The following is a 16,301-nucleotide window of genomic DNA, read 5'->3' as shown; positions in this document are numbered from 1 at the left end:
GGTCAGTTCGCATCTTTTGGTGATCTTTTGCCTTGTCCAGGGGGGACATGTGAGCCGATTACGCAGCATCGGAGCCGTTCTCGGACTGCTCGTGACGACCGTGCTCGCGGGATGCAGCGGATCCGGCGGCCCGCCCGACGGACAGCGCTCCGCGGCGGCGGCCTACGGCTCCCAGAGCATCGGCGCCGCACCCGTGACCGGACTGCGTGACGGCGGAACGCTCACCCTCGGCATCTCCGCCTGGCCCACCCAGCTCAACTACCACCAGGTCGACGGCGCCACCGACGGCGTCTCACAGCTCGCCCAGCTCGTGGAGCCCGGCCTCTTCCGGCGCGACGCCAGGGGGGTACCGCACCCCGACACCGACTACCTCCTGTCGGCGAAGATCACCGACACCTCGCCGCAGACGGTGCTCTACCGGCTCAACCCCGAGGCCCGCTGGTCCGACGGGCGGCCCGTGGGAGCGGCGGACTTCGCCGCCCAGTGGCGGGCCATCGGCCGCGGCGACAGCCGCTACCACATCGCCGACCCGACCGGCTACGACCAGATCGCCTCGGTGAGCGCGGGCGCGGGCGGCGACGGCGCGCACGAGGTGAAGGTCGTCTTCCGCACCCCCTACACCGACTGGCAGCGGCTGTTCACCCCGCTGTACCCGGCCTCCGCCATCGACACCCCCGACCGGTTCAACCAGGGCTGGGTCGACCGGATCCCGGTCAGCGCCGGACCGTTCAAGGTCGCCTCGCTCGACGACACCACCGAGACCGCCACCGTCGTGCGCGACCCCGCGTGGTGGGGCACCCGGCCCCGGCTCGACAGGATCGTGCTGCGCACCCTGCTGCCCGGCGCCGCCCTCCAGGCCTACCGCAACGGCGAGATCGACGCCGTCAACGCCGGTACCGCCGAGGACTACGCGCAGCTGAAGGACGCCGGGGACAGCGAGATCCGGATCGGCTCCTCCTGGGACGAGGTGCATGTGGCGCTGAACGGCGCCGCCGGGCCGCTGACCGACATCGACGTCCGGCACGCCGTCCAGCGGGCCGTCGACCGGCAGGCGCTCGCGGACGTCGCCGCCAAGGGACTGCCGGTGGGCGTCCCGCTGCTCGGCAACCACATCTTCATGGTCAACCAGCCCGGCTACGCCGACCACTCCGCCATCTGGGGCACCCACGACCTCGCCGAGGCCCGCCGCATCCTGGACCGGGCCGGCTGGAAGCAGCACGGGCCGGGCGAGCCGCGCACCAAGAACGGCAGGACGCTGCGGCTCCGGTTCGTCGTCAGCACGGCCACCACCCGCCTCGGCCTCGACCTCTCGCAGCTCGTCCAGTCGATGCTCGGCCAGGCCGGAATCAAGGTCGACATCGTCAAGGTGCCCGCGAACGACTACACCGCGAAGTACCTGAACCACGGCAACTTCGACCTGGCCATGTTCCGCTTCGTCGGCCTCACCTACCCGAGCGGCGTCCTGTCGATCTACGAACAGCCGCACGACGGGGCCTCGTTGCTCAACTACGGCAGGGTCGGAGACGCCACCGTCGACACCCTGCTGCGCCAGGCCGCCGGCACCCTCGACACCCGGCGCGCCACCGAGCTGTACAACCGGGCGGACGCCGAGATCTGGCGCCTCGGCCATGACATCGAGCTGTACCAGCGCCCGCAGCTGATGGCGGTCCGCGCGGGCCTGGCCAACTACGGGATCCCCGGACTCGGCGACATCGACTGGACCAAGGTCGGCTGGGCCAGAAGCCGCTCGGGGGCCGGGGCGAAGACGGCCGCCCGCACCGGGACGGCGGCGGCGTCCCCGGCGCCGCGAGCGACGCCGTAGCTCCGCGCACGCCTGTCCGGTGGCGGTCGGACCGCCACCGGACAGGGGCTGTGTGCCGCGCGGAGCAGCGCTCGCGGACCGCCCGGACCGCCCGGACCGCCCGGCCCGCTCAGACGGCGGAGCCGCTGAGCACCCGCGCGGGCCGCGGCGCCGCCGCCCGCAGCGACGCGTAGCCGAGCGCGGCCGACGCCAGCGTCACATGGTGGTGCCAGCCGCGGAACGAACGGCCCTCGAAGTCACCGAGCCCGAAGTCCTCGTGCAGCCGCCGCAGGCCCGTACCGGCCAGGGAGCGCAGCTGCGCCAGCGGCAGCGCCTCCGCCAGCCGCCGGGCCGGCAGGTTCGTCAGCCAGTACGCGCGCGGCTCGGGCCGCCCGAACGGCCAGTCCGTGACCAGATGGCGCGGTCCCGCCCGGTGCGCGGGCGCGGTCCGGCCGGTGGCCGGCCGCCCGCACAGCAGCGCGGGCGTGGACAGGAACTGCGTGCGGTACCGGCGCTCGCTCGTGCGGTCCTGCCAGCTCACCGGGGTGCGCTCGGTGCGCCGGGCCACGTGCGCGGCCAGGTCGGCGACCGTGCCGCGCACCGCGGGCAGCGCCGAGTGCGGGCGCGGCATGGTGACGGCGGTACGCGGGGAGACCTGGACGAGATAGCCGAGGCCCCGCGCCTCCAGACCGCTCAGCAGCGGATCGGTCTCGGACTCGTGGCGCCAGTCGGCGAGCACCGGCCGCGGGTCCAGCAGCCACTCCTCGGTCATCTCGTCGACGGCCTCCAGCACATAGCGCCAGCGCGGCCTGGACTGCTCGTGCGCGGGCAGGTGCGCGGCCCGGCGTAACTGCTCGTCCCGGTCCCAGCGGGGCGGGAGCAGCAGCCGCCAGTTCACCGGCAGCCCACCGCCGGCGCCGACCAGCGAGACGGCGCAGGCGAGCTGGCAGTTGACGGTGCGCTCCTGGGACGGGGCGTACTGCCGGGCCACGCCCACCGAGCGGTCGCCGTTCTTGACGAAGACGACCTCGTCCACCGACCAGGCGTCCACGGCGAACGCGTTGGCCAGGCGCAGCGCCGTCTGGCGCCGCACCGGGGCGCACTCCCACGGGCTCTGGTGCACGAACTGCTGGAGCTGCTGCACGGCGGGCCGCCCGAGCACGTGCTCGGAGATCCGGGTGGGCGTCTTGCGGCCCGGCACGGACAGCAGCCCGCGCAGATAGACCTCGCCCCAGCGCCGCTGGTCGGAGCGGGCCAGTTCACGGAAGAGATCGCCGCAGTACGCCTGGAAGGACAGGGCGGCGGGCGCATCGAGGGGAGTCGGAGAGGACACAGTGCTCCCGGGGTGGTGCGGAACAGGTCGGATGGTCGGCGATTCAGTCATGGGCGCACGCGTCCCCGCCCTCCAGGAGGAAGGCGTCGGTGGCGAGCAGGGCGTCCGCGACGTCGGGCAGGGCGCAGCCGACGATGACGAAGTGGGCGTCGAGCCCGGCCTTGGTGCGCTGGAAGAGGAGTTCGTTGATGGCGGGCCGGCTCATCGCGGTGACCTCGCACAGGTGGAACTCCACGCGCTGCGGCTCGGCGGCCATCACCTCGGCCAGGATGCGGCGGAACTTCTCCAGCTCCGCGGTGTCGATGACGCCCGAGCAGCGCACGTGCGCGGTGTCGCCGTCGAACTCGGTGCGCATCCGCAGCCGCATCTGCGCGGCCTCCAGCTCGACGCGCACCCGCACCGGTTCGGCGCCCTCGGGCAGCCGGACGGTCAGCTCCTTGGCGTCGAAGTTGTGGTGCGGGACGCCGTCCACCCACACCCCGGTCAGCTCCACCGACCCGGCGGGCAGCAGATCGGGCGCGACCCGCAGGACCCGCTCGGGCAGATCGTCCGGGCGCGGCCGGAAGTGCAGGGTGAGCGTGTCGTTGGTGATGAGCAGACCGGTGTAGGTCGCGGCCAGGTAGCACAGCTCCAGCGAGTGGTAGCCGGCCATGGAGTGGCTGCCCTTGAGGCGCTCGGTGCCGAGCAGGTACGGGATGCCGTTGGCCTGCACGTTGAAGTACACGCCGCCGTCGTCGTTGTCGAGGAAGAAGGCGTTGTGGAACGAGGCGGCCTCACGGGCCAGGCGCAGGTGCTCCGGGTCGCTGGTGGTGCCGGCCAGGATCAGATAGGCGAGGATCGCCTGCTCCTGCTGCCACCACGCCTTGCGGTCGTGCCACACCATGCGGTGCATCCCGCTGTCCGGGTCGGCCTTGCGCTCGACCACGTCGTACCAGCCGCCGCGCAGCTGGTCGCTGCCGACCGCGGGCATGATCTGGCCGATGCGCTCGGCGAGCGCCCCGTAACTGTCCTTGTCGAACAGGGCCTTGATCCGGGTCAGGTTCCAGGCGATCTTGAGGTTGTGACCGACGACGGCCCGGTCCTGCTGCCAGCCCCAGGTGCGGTCGGGCGACCAGTCGGCGTGGAACCGCTCCTGCACGAACGGGCTGTGCGGCTCGTCGGGGAAGTGCTCGACGATGGTGTCGGCGGTCTCCTCCAGCAGCCGCGCGAAGTCCGCGCGCCCGGTGGCCAGATACGCGTTGATCAGGTAGGCCGGGGCGTGGTCGCCGATCGAGTTCCAGTTCTTGCGCGACCGGTTGGGCCCGAGCGCGTCGGCGTGCGGGTCCAGCGTGATCGGGTCCAGGTGCGAGAAGAACCCGCCCTGCTCCCGGTCCCGGAAGAACTGCTCGAACAGGGCGACCGTGCGGTCGATGTCCTCCAGGATCCGCGGGTCGCCGGTGATCCGGTACGTCTGGGTCGGACCGGCGAGCGCGTAGATCTGCTCGTACATCGGGATCGCGTCGACGTCGTCGCCGAACTCCGAGGCGTAGACCTTGCGCTGGCCGCCCGGGGTGACGTCGATGCCGTGGTACCAGTAGGCGAACCCGTCCCGGGCGTCGGCGACCCGCATGTGCTCGCGCAGATACTCCGTGCCCGACTCGGCCGCGTCCAGGAACCGGTCCTCGCCGGTCAGCAGGTAGGCGGTCGACAGGCCGTAGACCAGCCGGGAGATGGTGTCGGTCTCCTGGCGCACGTCCGCGCCGTCGAAGTCGGGCAGATGCGTGCCGTGCAGGGTCAGGTTGGTGCGGAACCTGCGCCAGTCGCAGACGCCGTCGGGGAAGTGGCCGCGCAGATAGAAGTCGGCGATGGCCGCGGCCTGCTGCACCCACCACGCCGGGTGCTCGAAGACATAGGCGCCGCGGTGCTCCTCGGGGAAGGTGATCTCCTTGGCCTCGAACCGCTCGCCGTTCTCCCACTCGTAGCAGATGCCGTACGCGAAGACGTAGCGGCCCTCGGCGAGCATGTCCAGGGTGGCTTCGGTGGTGTCGCGGTAGGGGTCGCCGAGGTTGCGCACGATGCGCGAGGCGACGTTGCGGGGCAGGTGGACGGTGAACTCACGGTCGTCCGAGGTGCGCAGACCGAACCGGCGGCCGGTGGGGCTGAAGTAGGTGACGTAACCGGCGAGCGTGTCGGAGAACGTGCGGCGACGTGCTGCGGATCCACTCATCGGGGATAGTCCTTCGCGTCAGACAGGGCCGCGAGCAGCACGACGCTGCGGCCGTGGGCATGGAAGGTGTGGTCGTCGTGGGGCTCCTCATGGCCGGCCGGAAGCAGGTCGCGCGGGCCGGCCTGGGCGGTGTCCAGGACGCGGTGCCAGCGGTGGCCGCGAATGAGCGGCAGTTCGAAGTCAAGGCCCAAGTGGTACATGTTCAGGATGAGATGCAGGTCGGGATCGCCGTCGAACCCGCCGAGCGTGCAGGCCAGGACGCGGGCGTTGGTGTCCTCCCAGCCGGGCTGCTCCAGCCGGGTGCCGTGCCAGGTGATGTCCGGCAGCTGGCGGGAGTTGAGCCGCCCGGTGTAGAAGTGGGGCGCGCGGAAGGTGCGGTAGCGGCGGCGCAGCCCGATCAGCCGCCGCACGAACGCGAAGGTCTCCTCCTCCTTCTCGGCCTGGTCCCAGTCGAGCCAGGACGTCGGGTTGTCCTGGCAGTACGCGTTGTTGTTGCCGCTTTGGCTGTTGCGGAACTCGTCGCCCGCGAGCAGCATCGGCACGCCCCTGCTGAGCATCAGCACGGACAGCAGGTTCTTGATCTGCCGCACCCGCAGGCGCTCCACCTCGGGGTCGTCGCTGGGGCCCTCGGCCCCGCAGTTCCAGCTGTAGTTCTCGCCCGCGCCGTCGGTGTCGGCCTCTCCGTTGGCGTAGTTGTGCTTGTGGTCGTAGCTCACCAGGTCGTTGAGGGTGAAGCCGTCGTGGCAGGTGACGAAGTTGATGCTGTTGGTGGGCAGTTCCTTCTGCGGTCCGAACAGGTCCTCGGAGCCGCCGAGCCGCTTGGCGAGGTCGCCGACGACCCCGGCGTCGCCGCGCACGAAGCGTCGTACGTCGTCACGGAACGGGCCGTTCCACTGGGCCCAGCGCTTCCCGGGGAAGCGGCCCACCTGGTAGAGGCCGCCGCCGTCCCACGGCTCGGCGATGATCTTCGTCTCGGCGAGCACCTTGGACAGCTCGATCGCCCACAGCACCGGCGGCACCGCCATCTCGTAGCCCTGGTCGCCGCGCGACAGCTCGGAGGCGAGGTCGAAGCGGAAGCCGTCGATGTGGTGCTCGGTGACCCAGTACTCCAGGGACTCGATGATGAACTTGGCGACGAAGGGGTGGTTGGCGTTGACCGCGTTGCCGCACCCGGTGAAGTCCATGTAGTGGGTGCGGTCCTGCGGCCACAGGTGGTAGTACGCCTCGTTGGCCTGGCCGCGGAAGCTGATGGTCGGGCCGAACTCGTTGCCCTCGCTGGTGTGGTTGAAGACGACGTCGAGGATCACCTCGATGCCGGCCCGGTGCAGCGCCTTCACCATGTCCCTGAACTCCGCTATGTGGGTGTTCAGATGGGGCGAGGTGCAGTAGCCGGTGTGCGGCGCGAAGAAGCCGTACGGGTCGTAGCCCCAGTAGTTGTGCAGCGGGGTGCCGTCCGGCCCGGTGCGCAGGACGTGCGTCTCGTCGAAGTCGAAGACGGGCAGCAGCTCCACGGCCGTCACTCCGAGGCGCTTGAGGTGCGGGATCTTCTCGACGACCGCGGAGAACGTCCCCGGGGCGGCCGCCCGTGACGTGGGCGACGCCGTCAGACCGCGCACGTGCATCTCGTAGATGACCGTGTCCTCCATCGGCGTGCGCAGCGGCTGGTCGCCCTCCCAGTCGTAGTCGTCCAGATCGACGACCAGGCTGCGCATGCACGTCTCGACGTTGTCCTGGAGGCCGATCGCGAGGGTGCGGTTCCAGCGGGAGTTGATGTTGGCGCGGGCGTACGGGTCGAGCAGCACCTTGCGGTGGTCGAAGCGGGCGCCGGTGCGCTTGGTGTCGCGCGGCCCGTCCATCCGGTACGCGTAGACCTGTCCGGCGCCGATCCCGGCGACATGGCAGTGCCAGAAGTGGAAGCTGCGGTGCTTGTCCGGGTGCAGGTGGATGGTCCGTGAGGGCTGCGGGTCGTCGCACTTGTCGAAGAGCAGCAGGTCGACACGGGTGGCGTGTTCCGAGAAGACGGAGAAGTTCACTCCGCCGTCGACGACGGTGGAACCCAGAGGCTGGGGACGTCCCGCGGAGATCTGCGGCGCCTCGGTCATGGTGGTCTCCGTTTTCGTGACAGGTGGGGCGTACGGGGGCCGGGTCGGTGAGCGGGCTCAGGCCAGGGCGCGCAGCGGGGCGCTCTCGTCCACGCTGAGCCCGGCGAACAGTTCCTCCCAGTCGCCGGGGGCGCTGCCCGCGCCGCCCCGCATCTCGAAGGTGAGTCCCTTGGCGGACGGGCAGTACAGGGCCTGGACGCAGGCCTCGGCGACGTCCTGGAGGGCGACGTAGCCGTCCCTGCGGTCGCCCTGCTCCAGGTGCACGCGGCCGTCGTCGGCCAGCTCGGAGCGGTCGGTCAGCCAGCCGGGACGCACGATCGTGTAGTCGAGGCCGGAGGCGCGGACCGCGTTCTCCCCGGCCAGCCGCCAGTCGAGCATCCGCCCGTAGGCGTTCATCGGATGCTCGGGGCGGGTCACGTGCCGCTGGCTGACCAGCACGAACTGGGCGCGTCCGAAACCGTCCTGGCGCAGCAGCGCGTCCAGGGTGTTGAGCACCCCGGAGTGCAGGGTGCTCCGCGGGCTGTCGGGTCCGGTGGTGTCGGTGCCGGGCTCCACGGTGTAGACGACGGCCGAGCAGTCGCGCAGCGGGACGGTCAGGGACCCGGGGTCGCGGACGTCACCGAGGAAGAACTGTGCACGGGGCGGCAGATGGCGCTGGGCGCGCTGTTTGCTGCGGCCGATGACCCGGACGCTCTCCCCGCGGTCGAGGAGCTTGCGGGTGACGATCCGGCCGACCCGGCCGGTGCCGCCGATCACGGCGATGGCAGTGTTCACGTGGGCTCTCCTGAGGGGGAGCGGTGGGTGTGGTTCACACCCACCGCAAGATGTCGTCCGAGCTGGTGAGCTGGGTGCCGCTGGGCACTCCCGAGACGGCCGGCACGCGCAGCCGCGGATAGACGCTGACGCCCGACAGGCGCGTGCCCGACCAGAGTTGGGCGCCGTCGCCCACGGCGGAGAGGGCTTCGAGGCGTACCGGGGTGCGGGCGTCGGAGCGCACCTGCACCATCGGGCCGACGTAGGAGTCGCTGATGTGCGCGTACGCGCCGATGACGGCGGAGTCCCCGAGCACGCTGCCCTCGACCTGGGCGCCCTCGTGCAGGTCGACGCCGTCGCCGACGTCCGTGCCGCGCAGCCGCACGCCCGCGCCGATCTCGACGTGCCGGCCGATGCGCACGCCGGGACCGATGACGACACTGCCCTCGGCGATCTTCTGGGCGAGCGTGGTGCCGGTGATGTGGTCCTTGGAGCGCAGGCTGGACTCGTGGATCCAGTACCGGGGCTCGGTGCTGGCCGGGGTGCCCAGGGCGCGGTCCAGCTGCGGGTAGAGGCCGCCGAGCGCGTCGCCGATGGTGCCCAGGTAGTCGCGGATGTTGCCGAGGTCGCCCAGGCGCGCGATGGGTTCGACGGCCACCCGGTGGCCGAGGCCGACCAGGCGCGGCAGCAGGTCGTTGCCCCAGTCCAGGCGCTGCTGGGCGAGCCGGATGAGTTCGGGGGTGCGCGCGGCGAGCCGGAGCCGGGCGCAGTCGATGAGGTACATCCCGGCGTTGGTGGCCAGGGTGCGCGGTCCCTGCGGCTGGGTGATCTCGGGGAACTCCCGCTCGATGACGGGGAGTCGGGGCTTCTCCAGGAAGCCGCACACCAGGCGCTCGGCGGTGGTGCGCATGACGCCGTACTTGCCGGCGATCTCCTCGGGGGTGCGGGAGACGGCGGCCACGGTGACCACCGCGTCGGAGTCGCGCTGGGCGGCGAGCAGCTTGTCCAGCGAGAACTCGAAGAGCGAGTCGACGGGGAGGACGAGCGCGGTGCCCGTGAGGTTCCACTGCTCCAGATTGTGCAGGGTGGCCGCGCCGGAGCCCACGTTGTACGGGTCGAAGCGGGCCCGGGAGTAGTCGATCTCCACTCCGTAGCGCTCGCCGTGCCCGAGCACCAGCTTGATCTGGCTGCGGTTCTCCACCCCCTGCGCCACTACGTAGAAACGGCGTATGCCCTGATCGCGGCAGGCCTCGACGATCCACTCGATGAGCGGCCTGCCGGCGAACGGGATGAGTGCCTTGCTGCGGATGTAGTCGGCGGACTGGAGGGTGATGGGCTTCGCCCGTTCGCCCCGCCCACCGGCCAGGATGATGCCGACCGTGCTGTCGTCCCCCATCGCGTGTTCCGCCCTCCAGGCCGACTTGTCGATGAATCAGATTCAACAGCGTGTGTCATATCAAGTCAAGTGACCTGTCATGTGCGCAGGTTGGAGCGATGGTCACCAGTCAATCGACGCGTGGGGCGGCGGCTGCGCCACAAGCCCCGGCGACAAGCGGTCCGACGACCGGTTTCCCGGCGCGGGCCCGGCGCGGGCCGCGTCCCGGGGGTCCCGGCCGTGTCGCCCCCGGCCGCCGCCTGGGCGCCCCGCGCACCCGTCTCGCCCGTTCGGCCCATCCAGCCCGCCCCGGGCGGCGTTCCCTCCAACGGGCTACATCCGCTCGTGCGGGGGGCGGATGCCGGGCGAGGGTGGCAGTGGCGTGAAGGAGTGCGGGACGCCCCGGGACACCGTGGCCGGACCCGCCCCGCCCCCCGAGAACGGAGCGCGACCATGACCGCCCAGCCCCACTCCGCCCCGACCGGGGGCGGCTACGGACCGCCCCCGGACCGCCGCGCCGCCTGGGCCGCCGGAGGCGCCGCCTTCGCGGGCATCCTGCTGCTGCTCAACGGCGTCCTGGCGATCCTCCAGGGCATCGCGGCGATCGCCAAGAACGATGTGTACGCCCAAGTGGGCGACTACATCTACGAGTTCAGCCTCACCGGCTGGGGCTGGCTCCTGGTGATCCTCGGTGCCGTCGCCGCCCTCGCGGGCTGCGGCATCCTCGCCGGGTCGGCCTGGGCCCGCGCCATCGGCATCGTGCTCGCCTCACTGGGCCTGGTGGCGCAGTTCCTCTTCCTGCCGCACGCGCCCGTCTGGTCCGTGATCATGATGGCGATCGACGTGTTCGTCATCTGGGCCCTGGCGGTCTACGAGCCGGACACCGCGCACGGATGACGTCACCCCTCCGTGGCCCTCAGCCCGCCGAGTGCGCCGAGCGGACCTGGAAGAGGCGCGGCTGCACATCCGTGGCGATCTTCGCGGCCTGGTCCATGTGGAAGCGGGCCTCGGGGTTGGCGAGCATGGCCCGGTAGTGTTCCTCGGTCTCCCACTGGCAGTAGTTGACGACGCGTTGGCCGTCGAGCGAGGCGTGGAAGTTCGCGTGGAGGAAGCCGGGCTGGTGCCGCATCGTGTCCTCGGTGGCGCGGGCGAGCAGCGCGATCAGCTCGTCCTGGCGGTCGGGGGAGACGGTGAAGACGTTGATGAGGGTCGCCACGGGACGCCCGGTGTCGACCTGCACGGTAACAGTCATGCCAGTACGTCTCCCCTTACCGCCTGCCGGGTTGTCGCCCGGCGCGCCGCATTCGCCCGATCGGAGCCGCGGTCCGCGGCACGGGCGTCGGCCGCGGCTCCGGCCGGGGCGGCTGCCGGAGCGCCTCGCTGCCTTTGTTAGGCTCCCCTCGCCTCCCGCGGGGGAAGTCCGGTGAGAGTCCGGCGCTGACCCGCAACGGTGTGCGCGACGGCCTCGCGGTCCGCCGCGCGAGCCCGATCGCCCGGGGGTGGCGCGACCCGATGACTGCTCGCCGCGGACTGTGAGAGGGGGGCCGCGGCCGTTCGGCCGCAGGGCTGTCTCCTGCTCGACGTCCGGCAGGCGGCCCAGCCGAAGGACGGCCCGCACCGTGCGCCGAAGGACGACCCCCGGCCGGATACCCCTGCCCCCGCTCGCCCTCGGCCTCGGGCTGCTCCTGATCGTCTCCCTGGTGTGCGGCGTCGGCCTCGGCGCCGCACAGGTCACCTGGCCCGACGTCTTCCGCCATCTGTGGGCCGGCCTCACCGGCGGCACCGTGCCCGCCCGGGACGCCGCCGCGTACACCATCGTCTGGGAGATCCGGCTGCCGCGCGTCGTGCTCGGCGCGATCGTGGGCGCCGGACTCGCCACGGTCGGCGTCGCCGTCCAGGCCATGGTCCGCAACGCGCTGGCCGACCCGTTCGTGCTGGGCATCTCCTCGGGCGCGGCGGTGGGCGCCAACGCCGTGATCCTGCTCGGCGCGTTCGCCGGGCTCGGCGTCTGGGCCCTGTCGGTGTCCGCCTTCGGCTCCGCGCTGGCGGCCATGGTCCTGGTCTACGCGGTCGCCCGCTCACCGCGCGGACTCGCCCCGCTGCGGCTGGTCCTGACCGGAACCGCCCTGGCGTACGGCTTCGAGGCGATCACCATGGTCATGGTGTTCGGCGCGGCCCGGGGCGAGGCGGCCCGCTCCGCCGTGATGTGGCTGCTGGGGAGCCTCGGCGGCGCCACCTGGGCGCAGGTGCCGCTGGCCGCGGGCACCGTCATGGCCGGCTGGCTCTGGTTGCGGGCGCGGGCCGAGGCGCTCAACGCCCTGGCCATGGGCGACGAGACCGCGGCGGCGCTCGGCGTCCCGCCCGGCCGGCTGCGCCGGGAGATCTTCGTGGTCACCGCGGCCGTCACCGGGACCGTGGTCGCCGTCAGCGGCGCCATCGGCTTCGTCGGCCTCATGGTGCCGCACGTGGTGCGCATGGTGGTCGGCGCCGACCACCGCAGGGTGCTGGTGGTCGCACCGCTGGCCGGAGCCGTCCTGCTCGTCTGGGCCGACGTGGTCTCCCGGCTGCTGCTGGCCCCCGCCGAACTCCCCGTCGGAGTGATCACCGCCGTGGTCGGGGTCCCCGTGTTCCTGCTGCTGATGCGGCGGGGCGGCTACGCGTTCGGAGGCCGCTGAGCATGCGTGTCGACATCGAGGACGTGACGGTCGAGGCCACCGGTGTCCGGCTGGTCGAGGACATCCGGCTCACCGCGCCGGACGGGGCGTTCGTCGGGCTCGTCGGACCCAACGGCAGCGGCAAGTCGACCCTGCTGCGCACCGTGTACCGGGCGCTGCGTCCCGCCTCGGGCACCGTACGGATCGACGGCGAGGACCTGCACGCGATGAGCCCGCCGGCCGCCGCGCGTGTACTGGCCGCCCTGCCCCAGGAGTCCAGTGCCGAGTTCGACTACACGGTGGCCGAGGTCGTCGCCATGGGCCGCACCCCGCACCGCGACCGCACCGCCGCGGGCGACCGCGAGATCTGCGCGCACGCCATGGCCCGCACCGGCGTCGCGGACCTCGCCGACCGCGGCTTCCTCGCCCTGTCCGGCGGCGAACGGCAGCGCGTCCTGATGGCCCGCGCCCTCGCCCAGCAGCCCCGGGTGCTGGTCCTGGACGAACCCACCAACCACCTCGACATCGCCCACCAGCTCGACCTGCTCGCCCAGGTCAGGGAAAGCGGCCTGACCGTGCTGGCCGCGCTCCACGACCTCAACCTCGCCGCCGCCCACTGCGACGTCCTCTACGTGATCTCCCGGGGCCGGATCGTCGCCGACGGGCCACCCCACGACATCCTGCGCCCCGGCCTGCTCGCCGAGGTGTTCGGGGTGCGCGCCCACCGTGTGCGGCACCCCGAGACCGGCGCCGTCCAGCTCCTGTTCGACCTGCTCCCGCCCACCACCTGAGGACCCCCGCCCATGCGCACCCTGCCCGCCGCCGCCCTGTGCCTCGCCGCGGCGCTCACCGCCACCGCCACCGGCTGCGGCGCCCACGTCGAGAAGGCCCCGGCCGCCGGGGCCTCCGCGTCCGCCACGGCCGTCACCCTCACCAACTGCGGTACGCCCGTCACCTACGACAAGGTGCCCGAGCGCGTCGTCACCAACGACGTCGGCATCACCGAGCTGATGTTCGCCCTCGGCCTGGAGGACCGCATGGCCGGCTACGCCATGCCCGACGACAAGGGCGACCTGGACGCCGTGCCCTACCAGGACGCCTACCGCAAGGTGAAGTGGCTCTCCAAGAACCAGCTCACCAAGGAGAACGTCCTCGACGCCCGCGCCGACCTCGTCTTCGCCGGCTGGAACTACGGCTTCCGCGAGGACGGCGGCTTCACCCCCGACTCCCTGAAGAAACTCGGCATCCCCTCCTACGTCCTCACCGAGTCCTGCCACAACGGCCGGTCCAAGACCTCCCGCGGCATCATGCCGCCGCTCGACGCCCTCTACGCCGACCTCACCAACCTCGGCCGGCTCTTCGGCGTCGAACAGCGCGCGGCGAAGCTGATCGCCGAGTACAAGAAGCAGATCGCCGACGTCCGCGCCAAGGCCCCGCAGGGCGCCGCCAGGCCCAAGGTCTTCCTCTACGACAGCGGCCAGGACCAGCCGTTCACCGCGGGCCGCTACGCCGCGCCGGAACAGATCATCACCGAGGCCGGCGGCGTCAACGTCATGCACGACGCCGCGGACTCCTGGACCACCGTCGGCTGGGAGAGCGTCGTCGACCGCGACCCCGACGTCATCGTCATCTGCGACTACGGCGACGTCAGCGCCGAGCAGAAGAAGAAGTTCCTGCTCTCCTACGCCCCGCTGCGCGACGTGTCCGCCGTGAAGAACCGGCGGATCTTCGTCCTCGACTACGTCGACCTGGTGGAGAGCCCGCGCATCCCGTCCGCCGTGGCCCGGCTCGGCGCGTACCTGCGGACCGTGGCGCAGAAGTCGTGACGCGGCCGTGCTGAGAGGACCGGGGTGCCGTGCGGCGGACCGGGCCCCGGGCGGCCGGTAACCTGCGACGCCATGCACGTACTGATCCTCGGCGGCACCGCCGAGGCCCGCCGCCTGGCCGAACTGCTGCACGGCACCCCCGGGGTGCGCACGACCAGCTCCCTGGCCGGGCGGGTCGCCGCGCCCCGGCTGCCGCCGGGCGAGGTCCGCCTCGGCGGCTTCGGCGGGCCCGGGGGGCTGACGGCCTGGCTGCGCGCGCACGCGGTCGGCGCGCTCGTCGACGCCACCCACCCCTTCGCCGGGACGATCAGCCGCCACGCCGCCCGTGCCGCGGCCGACGCCGCCGTCCCCCTGCTCGCGCTGCGCCGCCCCGGCTGGAGTCCCGGCGCGGGCGACCGCTGGCACGACGCCGCCTCGCTGGAGGCGGCGGCGGCACTGCTGCCCGCGCTCGGCCGGCGGGTGTTCCTCACCACCGGACGGCTGGGCCTCGCGGCCTTCGCGCACCTGGACGACCTGTGGTTCCTCGTGCGCTCCGTCGACGCGCCCGAGCCCCCGCACCCGAAGCGCATGGACGTCCTGCTCGACCGCGGGCCCTTCACCCTGGAAGGGGAGCGCGCCCTGCTGCGCCGCCACCGCGTCGACGTCGTCGTGACGAAGGACAGCGGGGGAGCGGCCACCGCGCCCAAGCTCACGGCCGCCCGCGAGGCCGGTCTGCCGGTGGTCGTCGTCCGGCGCCCGGCCGCGCCCGAGGGCGTCCCGGCCGTGCCGGGACCGGAGGAGGCCGCCCGCTGGATCGGGGAGCTGTCCGCCCGTGCCGCAGGCCGCGGCGGTGACACGGGCACCGGCCGCTGAGCGCGGCGGCACGCCCGTAGCCGGTCAGGGGCAGGTCACTCGGTCTCGCTCGCGATCGCGTTGACCGCGGCGGCGGCGATGGCGCTGCCGCCCCGGCGCCCGCGCACCACCAGATGCTCCAGGCCCGACGGATGCGCGGCCAGCGCCTCCTTGGACTCGGCGGCCCCGACGAACCCCACCGGCACCCCGATGACGGCGGCGGGCCGTCCCGCGCCCTCCTCGACCAGCTCCAGCAGCCGGAACAGGGCCGTGGGCGCGTTGCCGACCACGACCACGGAACCCGCCAGCCGCTCCCGCCACAGCTCCAGCGCGGCGGCGCTGCGCGTGGTGCCCAGCTCGGCGGCGAGCGCGGGCACGGCCGGGTCGGAGAGGGTGCACAGCACCTCGTTGTCCGCGGGCAGCCGGGCGCGGGTGATGCCGCTGGCCACCATCCGCACGTCGCACAGGACGGGCGCCCCGGCGCGCAGCGCCTCGCGCGCGCGGGCCACCACGCCGGGCGAGTACGCGATGTCCCGGACGAGGTCGGTCATCCCGCAGGCGTGGATCATCCGGACCGCCACCTGGGCGACGTCGGCGGGCAGACCGGTCAGGTCCGCCTCGGCGCGGATGGTGGTGAAGGACTGGCGGTAGATGGCCGCGCCGTCCTTCTCGTAGACGTGCCGGGGGGAGCGGGGCGCCGGGGTGTTCTTGTCGCTGGACATCGCGGCGAGCATACCGACGCCGTCCCCCGTCGCCGGACCTAGGTCCAAGGCATGATCGGCACCCCGCCCCTTCTGCTGTTAGCGTGCAGATGCACATTGTTCGCAATAACGCGAAGGGCGTTGGACATGCCGATCTACACGCTGCCTGAACTGCCGTACGACTACTCGGCGCTCGCGCCGGTCATCAGCCCCGAGATCATCGAGCTGCACCACGACAAGCACCACGCGGCCTATGTGAAGGGCGCCAACGACACGCTGGAGCAGCTCGCCGAGGCGCGGGACAAGGAGACCTGGGGCTCGATCAACGGCCTGGAGAAGAACCTGGCCTTCCATCTCTCCGGGCACATCCTGCACTCGATCTACTGGCAGAACATGACGGGCGACGGCGGCGGCGAGCCGCTGGCCCAGGACGGCGTGGGCGAGCTGGCCGACGCGATCACCGAGTCCTTCGGCTCCTTCGCCGGGTTCAAGGCCCAGCTCACCAAGGCCGCGGCCACCACCCAGGGCTCCGGCTGGGGCNTCCTGGCCTACGAACCCCTCAGCGGCCGCCTCGTCGTCGAACAGGTCTACGACCACCAGGGCAACGTCGGACAGGGCTCCACCCCCGTCCTCGTCTTCGACGCCTGGGAGCACGCCTTCTACCTCCAGTACAAGAACCAGAAGGTCGACTTCATCGACGCCATGTGGGCCGTCGTCAA

14 protein-coding genes and 1 riboswitch are annotated in these 16,301 nt (G+C 72.3%); of the genes, 7 read left to right on the top strand and 7 right to left on the bottom strand.

Translation table 11 applies throughout. The features are described from left to right. Positions 1-49 precede the first annotated feature (49 nt). The gene (locus tag B086_RS0119195; RefSeq protein ID WP_234029336.1) at positions 50-1,822 is read left to right on the top strand and encodes an ABC transporter family substrate-binding protein; all 1,773 of its coding nucleotides are present in this window, start codon (positions 50-52) and stop codon (positions 1,820-1,822) included. Between the two features lie 109 nt (positions 1,823-1,931). Here the strand turns inward: B086_RS0119195 and B086_RS0119190 are convergent, their stop codons facing one another. Genes B086_RS0119190 through B086_RS0119170 form a run of 5 tightly spaced genes read right to left on the bottom strand, consistent with a single transcriptional unit; the run spans position 1,932 to position 9,591 of the window. After that, positions 1,932-3,134 (bottom strand): IS701 family transposase, encoded by a 1,203-nt coding sequence (locus B086_RS0119190; RefSeq protein WP_018568052.1) that lies wholly within the window; start codon positions 3,132-3,134, stop codon positions 1,932-1,934. A 43-nt stretch (positions 3,135-3,177) separates the two neighbouring features. Next, a complete protein-coding gene (locus tag B086_RS0119185) occupies positions 3,178-5,340 on the bottom strand; it encodes an AGE family epimerase/isomerase (protein WP_018568051.1) in 2,163 nt (720 codons plus the stop codon). Continuing rightward, the gene (glgX, locus tag B086_RS0119180; protein ID WP_018568050.1) at positions 5,337-7,442 is read right to left on the bottom strand and encodes a glycogen debranching protein GlgX; all 2,106 of its coding nucleotides are present in this window, start codon (positions 7,440-7,442) and stop codon (positions 5,337-5,339) included. The genes B086_RS0119185 and glgX overlap by 4 nt, the downstream gene beginning before the upstream one ends. Positions 7,443-7,499: 57 nt before the next feature. Next, positions 7,500-8,216: an SDR family oxidoreductase gene (locus B086_RS0119175; RefSeq protein WP_018568049.1), complete on the bottom strand. Its 717-nt coding sequence runs from the start codon at positions 8,214-8,216 to the stop codon at positions 7,500-7,502. Positions 8,217-8,250: 34 nt separating this feature from the next. After that, positions 8,251-9,591, bottom strand: a complete 1,341-nt coding sequence (locus B086_RS0119170) for a sugar phosphate nucleotidyltransferase (RefSeq protein ID WP_018568048.1) — start codon at positions 9,589-9,591, stop codon at positions 8,251-8,253. Positions 9,592-10,023: 432 nt separating this feature from the next. Here B086_RS0119170 and B086_RS0119165 point away from each other — a divergent pair, with 432 nt between their 5' ends. Next, entirely contained in the window at positions 10,024-10,467 is a 444-nt protein-coding gene (locus tag B086_RS0119165; RefSeq protein WP_018568047.1) for a DUF7144 family membrane protein, read from the top strand. A 19-nt stretch (positions 10,468-10,486) separates the two neighbouring features. Here B086_RS0119165 and B086_RS0119160 read toward each other — a convergent pair whose 3' ends face one another. After that, on the bottom strand, positions 10,487-10,822 hold the full coding sequence (locus tag B086_RS0119160; RefSeq protein ID WP_026252569.1) for an antibiotic biosynthesis monooxygenase family protein: 336 nt from the start codon (positions 10,820-10,822) through the stop codon (positions 10,487-10,489). 160 nt (positions 10,823-10,982) lie between these two features. Beyond that, positions 10,983-11,065, top strand: a riboswitch (cobalamin riboswitch). Between the two features lie 151 nt (positions 11,066-11,216). On the opposite strand from B086_RS0119160, the gene B086_RS0119155 reads away from it, so the two are divergent. From B086_RS0119155 to B086_RS0119140, 4 genes are all read left to right on the top strand, one after another. Beyond that, positions 11,217-12,245: a FecCD family ABC transporter permease gene (locus B086_RS0119155; protein ID WP_389463933.1), complete on the top strand. Its 1,029-nt coding sequence runs from the start codon at positions 11,217-11,219 to the stop codon at positions 12,243-12,245. Positions 12,246-12,247: 2 nt separating this feature from the next. Next, a complete protein-coding gene (locus tag B086_RS0119150; protein ID WP_018568044.1) occupies positions 12,248-13,015 on the top strand; it encodes an ABC transporter ATP-binding protein in 768 nt (255 codons plus the stop codon). A 12-nt stretch (positions 13,016-13,027) separates the two neighbouring features. Next, positions 13,028-14,050: an ABC transporter substrate-binding protein gene (locus tag B086_RS0119145; protein WP_018568043.1), complete on the top strand. Its 1,023-nt coding sequence runs from the start codon at positions 13,028-13,030 to the stop codon at positions 14,048-14,050. Positions 14,051-14,122: 72 nt separating this feature from the next. Next, on the top strand, positions 14,123-14,902 hold the full coding sequence (locus B086_RS0119140; RefSeq protein WP_018568042.1) for a cobalt-precorrin-6A reductase: 780 nt from the start codon (positions 14,123-14,125) through the stop codon (positions 14,900-14,902). Positions 14,903-14,937: 35 nt separating this feature from the next. Here B086_RS0119140 and B086_RS0119135 read toward each other — a convergent pair whose 3' ends face one another. Beyond that, complete coding sequence (locus B086_RS0119135) at positions 14,938-15,603, bottom strand: precorrin-8X methylmutase (protein WP_051115869.1); 666 nt, start codon at positions 15,601-15,603, stop codon at positions 14,938-14,940. A 126-nt stretch (positions 15,604-15,729) separates the two neighbouring features. Here B086_RS0119135 and B086_RS0119130 point away from each other — a divergent pair. Continuing rightward, on the top strand, positions 15,730-16,301 hold a 572-nt coding region (locus tag B086_RS0119130), incomplete at its 3' end, for a superoxide dismutase (protein WP_018568040.1).

The sequence above is a fragment of the Streptomyces sp. PsTaAH-124 genome, from assembly GCF_000373685.1.
In the GTDB taxonomy this organism is placed as follows: Bacteria; Actinomycetota; Actinomycetes; order Streptomycetales; family Streptomycetaceae; genus Streptomyces; species Streptomyces andamanensis.
The sequence above is the reverse complement of the archived record's forward strand: the minus strand, read 5'-3'. Positions and strand labels throughout refer to the sequence as shown.

Bases quoted from the DNA above. Each gene is read 5' to 3' on its own strand.
- B086_RS0119135 (WP_051115869.1), bottom strand. From the start codon at position 15,603: ATGTCCAGCGACAAGAACACCCCGGCGCCCCGCTCCCCCCGGCACGTC.
- B086_RS0119145 (WP_018568043.1), top strand. From the start codon at position 13,028: ATGCGCACCCTGCCCGCCGCCGCCCTGTGCCTCGCCGCGGCGCTCACC.
- B086_RS0119170 (WP_018568048.1), bottom strand. From the start codon at position 9,591: ATGGGGGACGACAGCACGGTCGGCATCATCCTGGCCGGTGGGCGGGGC.
- B086_RS0119165 (WP_018568047.1), top strand. From the start codon at position 10,024: ATGACCGCCCAGCCCCACTCCGCCCCGACCGGGGGCGGCTACGGACCG.
- B086_RS0119160 (WP_026252569.1), bottom strand. From the start codon at position 10,822: ATGACTGTTACCGTGCAGGTCGACACCGGGCGTCCCGTGGCGACCCTC.
- B086_RS0119140 (WP_018568042.1), top strand. From the start codon at position 14,123: ATGCACGTACTGATCCTCGGCGGCACCGCCGAGGCCCGCCGCCTGGCC.
- B086_RS0119150 (WP_018568044.1), top strand. From the start codon at position 12,248: ATGCGTGTCGACATCGAGGACGTGACGGTCGAGGCCACCGGTGTCCGG.
- B086_RS0119185 (WP_018568051.1), bottom strand. From the start codon at position 5,340: ATGAGTGGATCCGCAGCACGTCGCCGCACGTTCTCCGACACGCTCGCC.
- glgX (WP_018568050.1), bottom strand. From the start codon at position 7,442: ATGACCGAGGCGCCGCAGATCTCCGCGGGACGTCCCCAGCCTCTGGGT.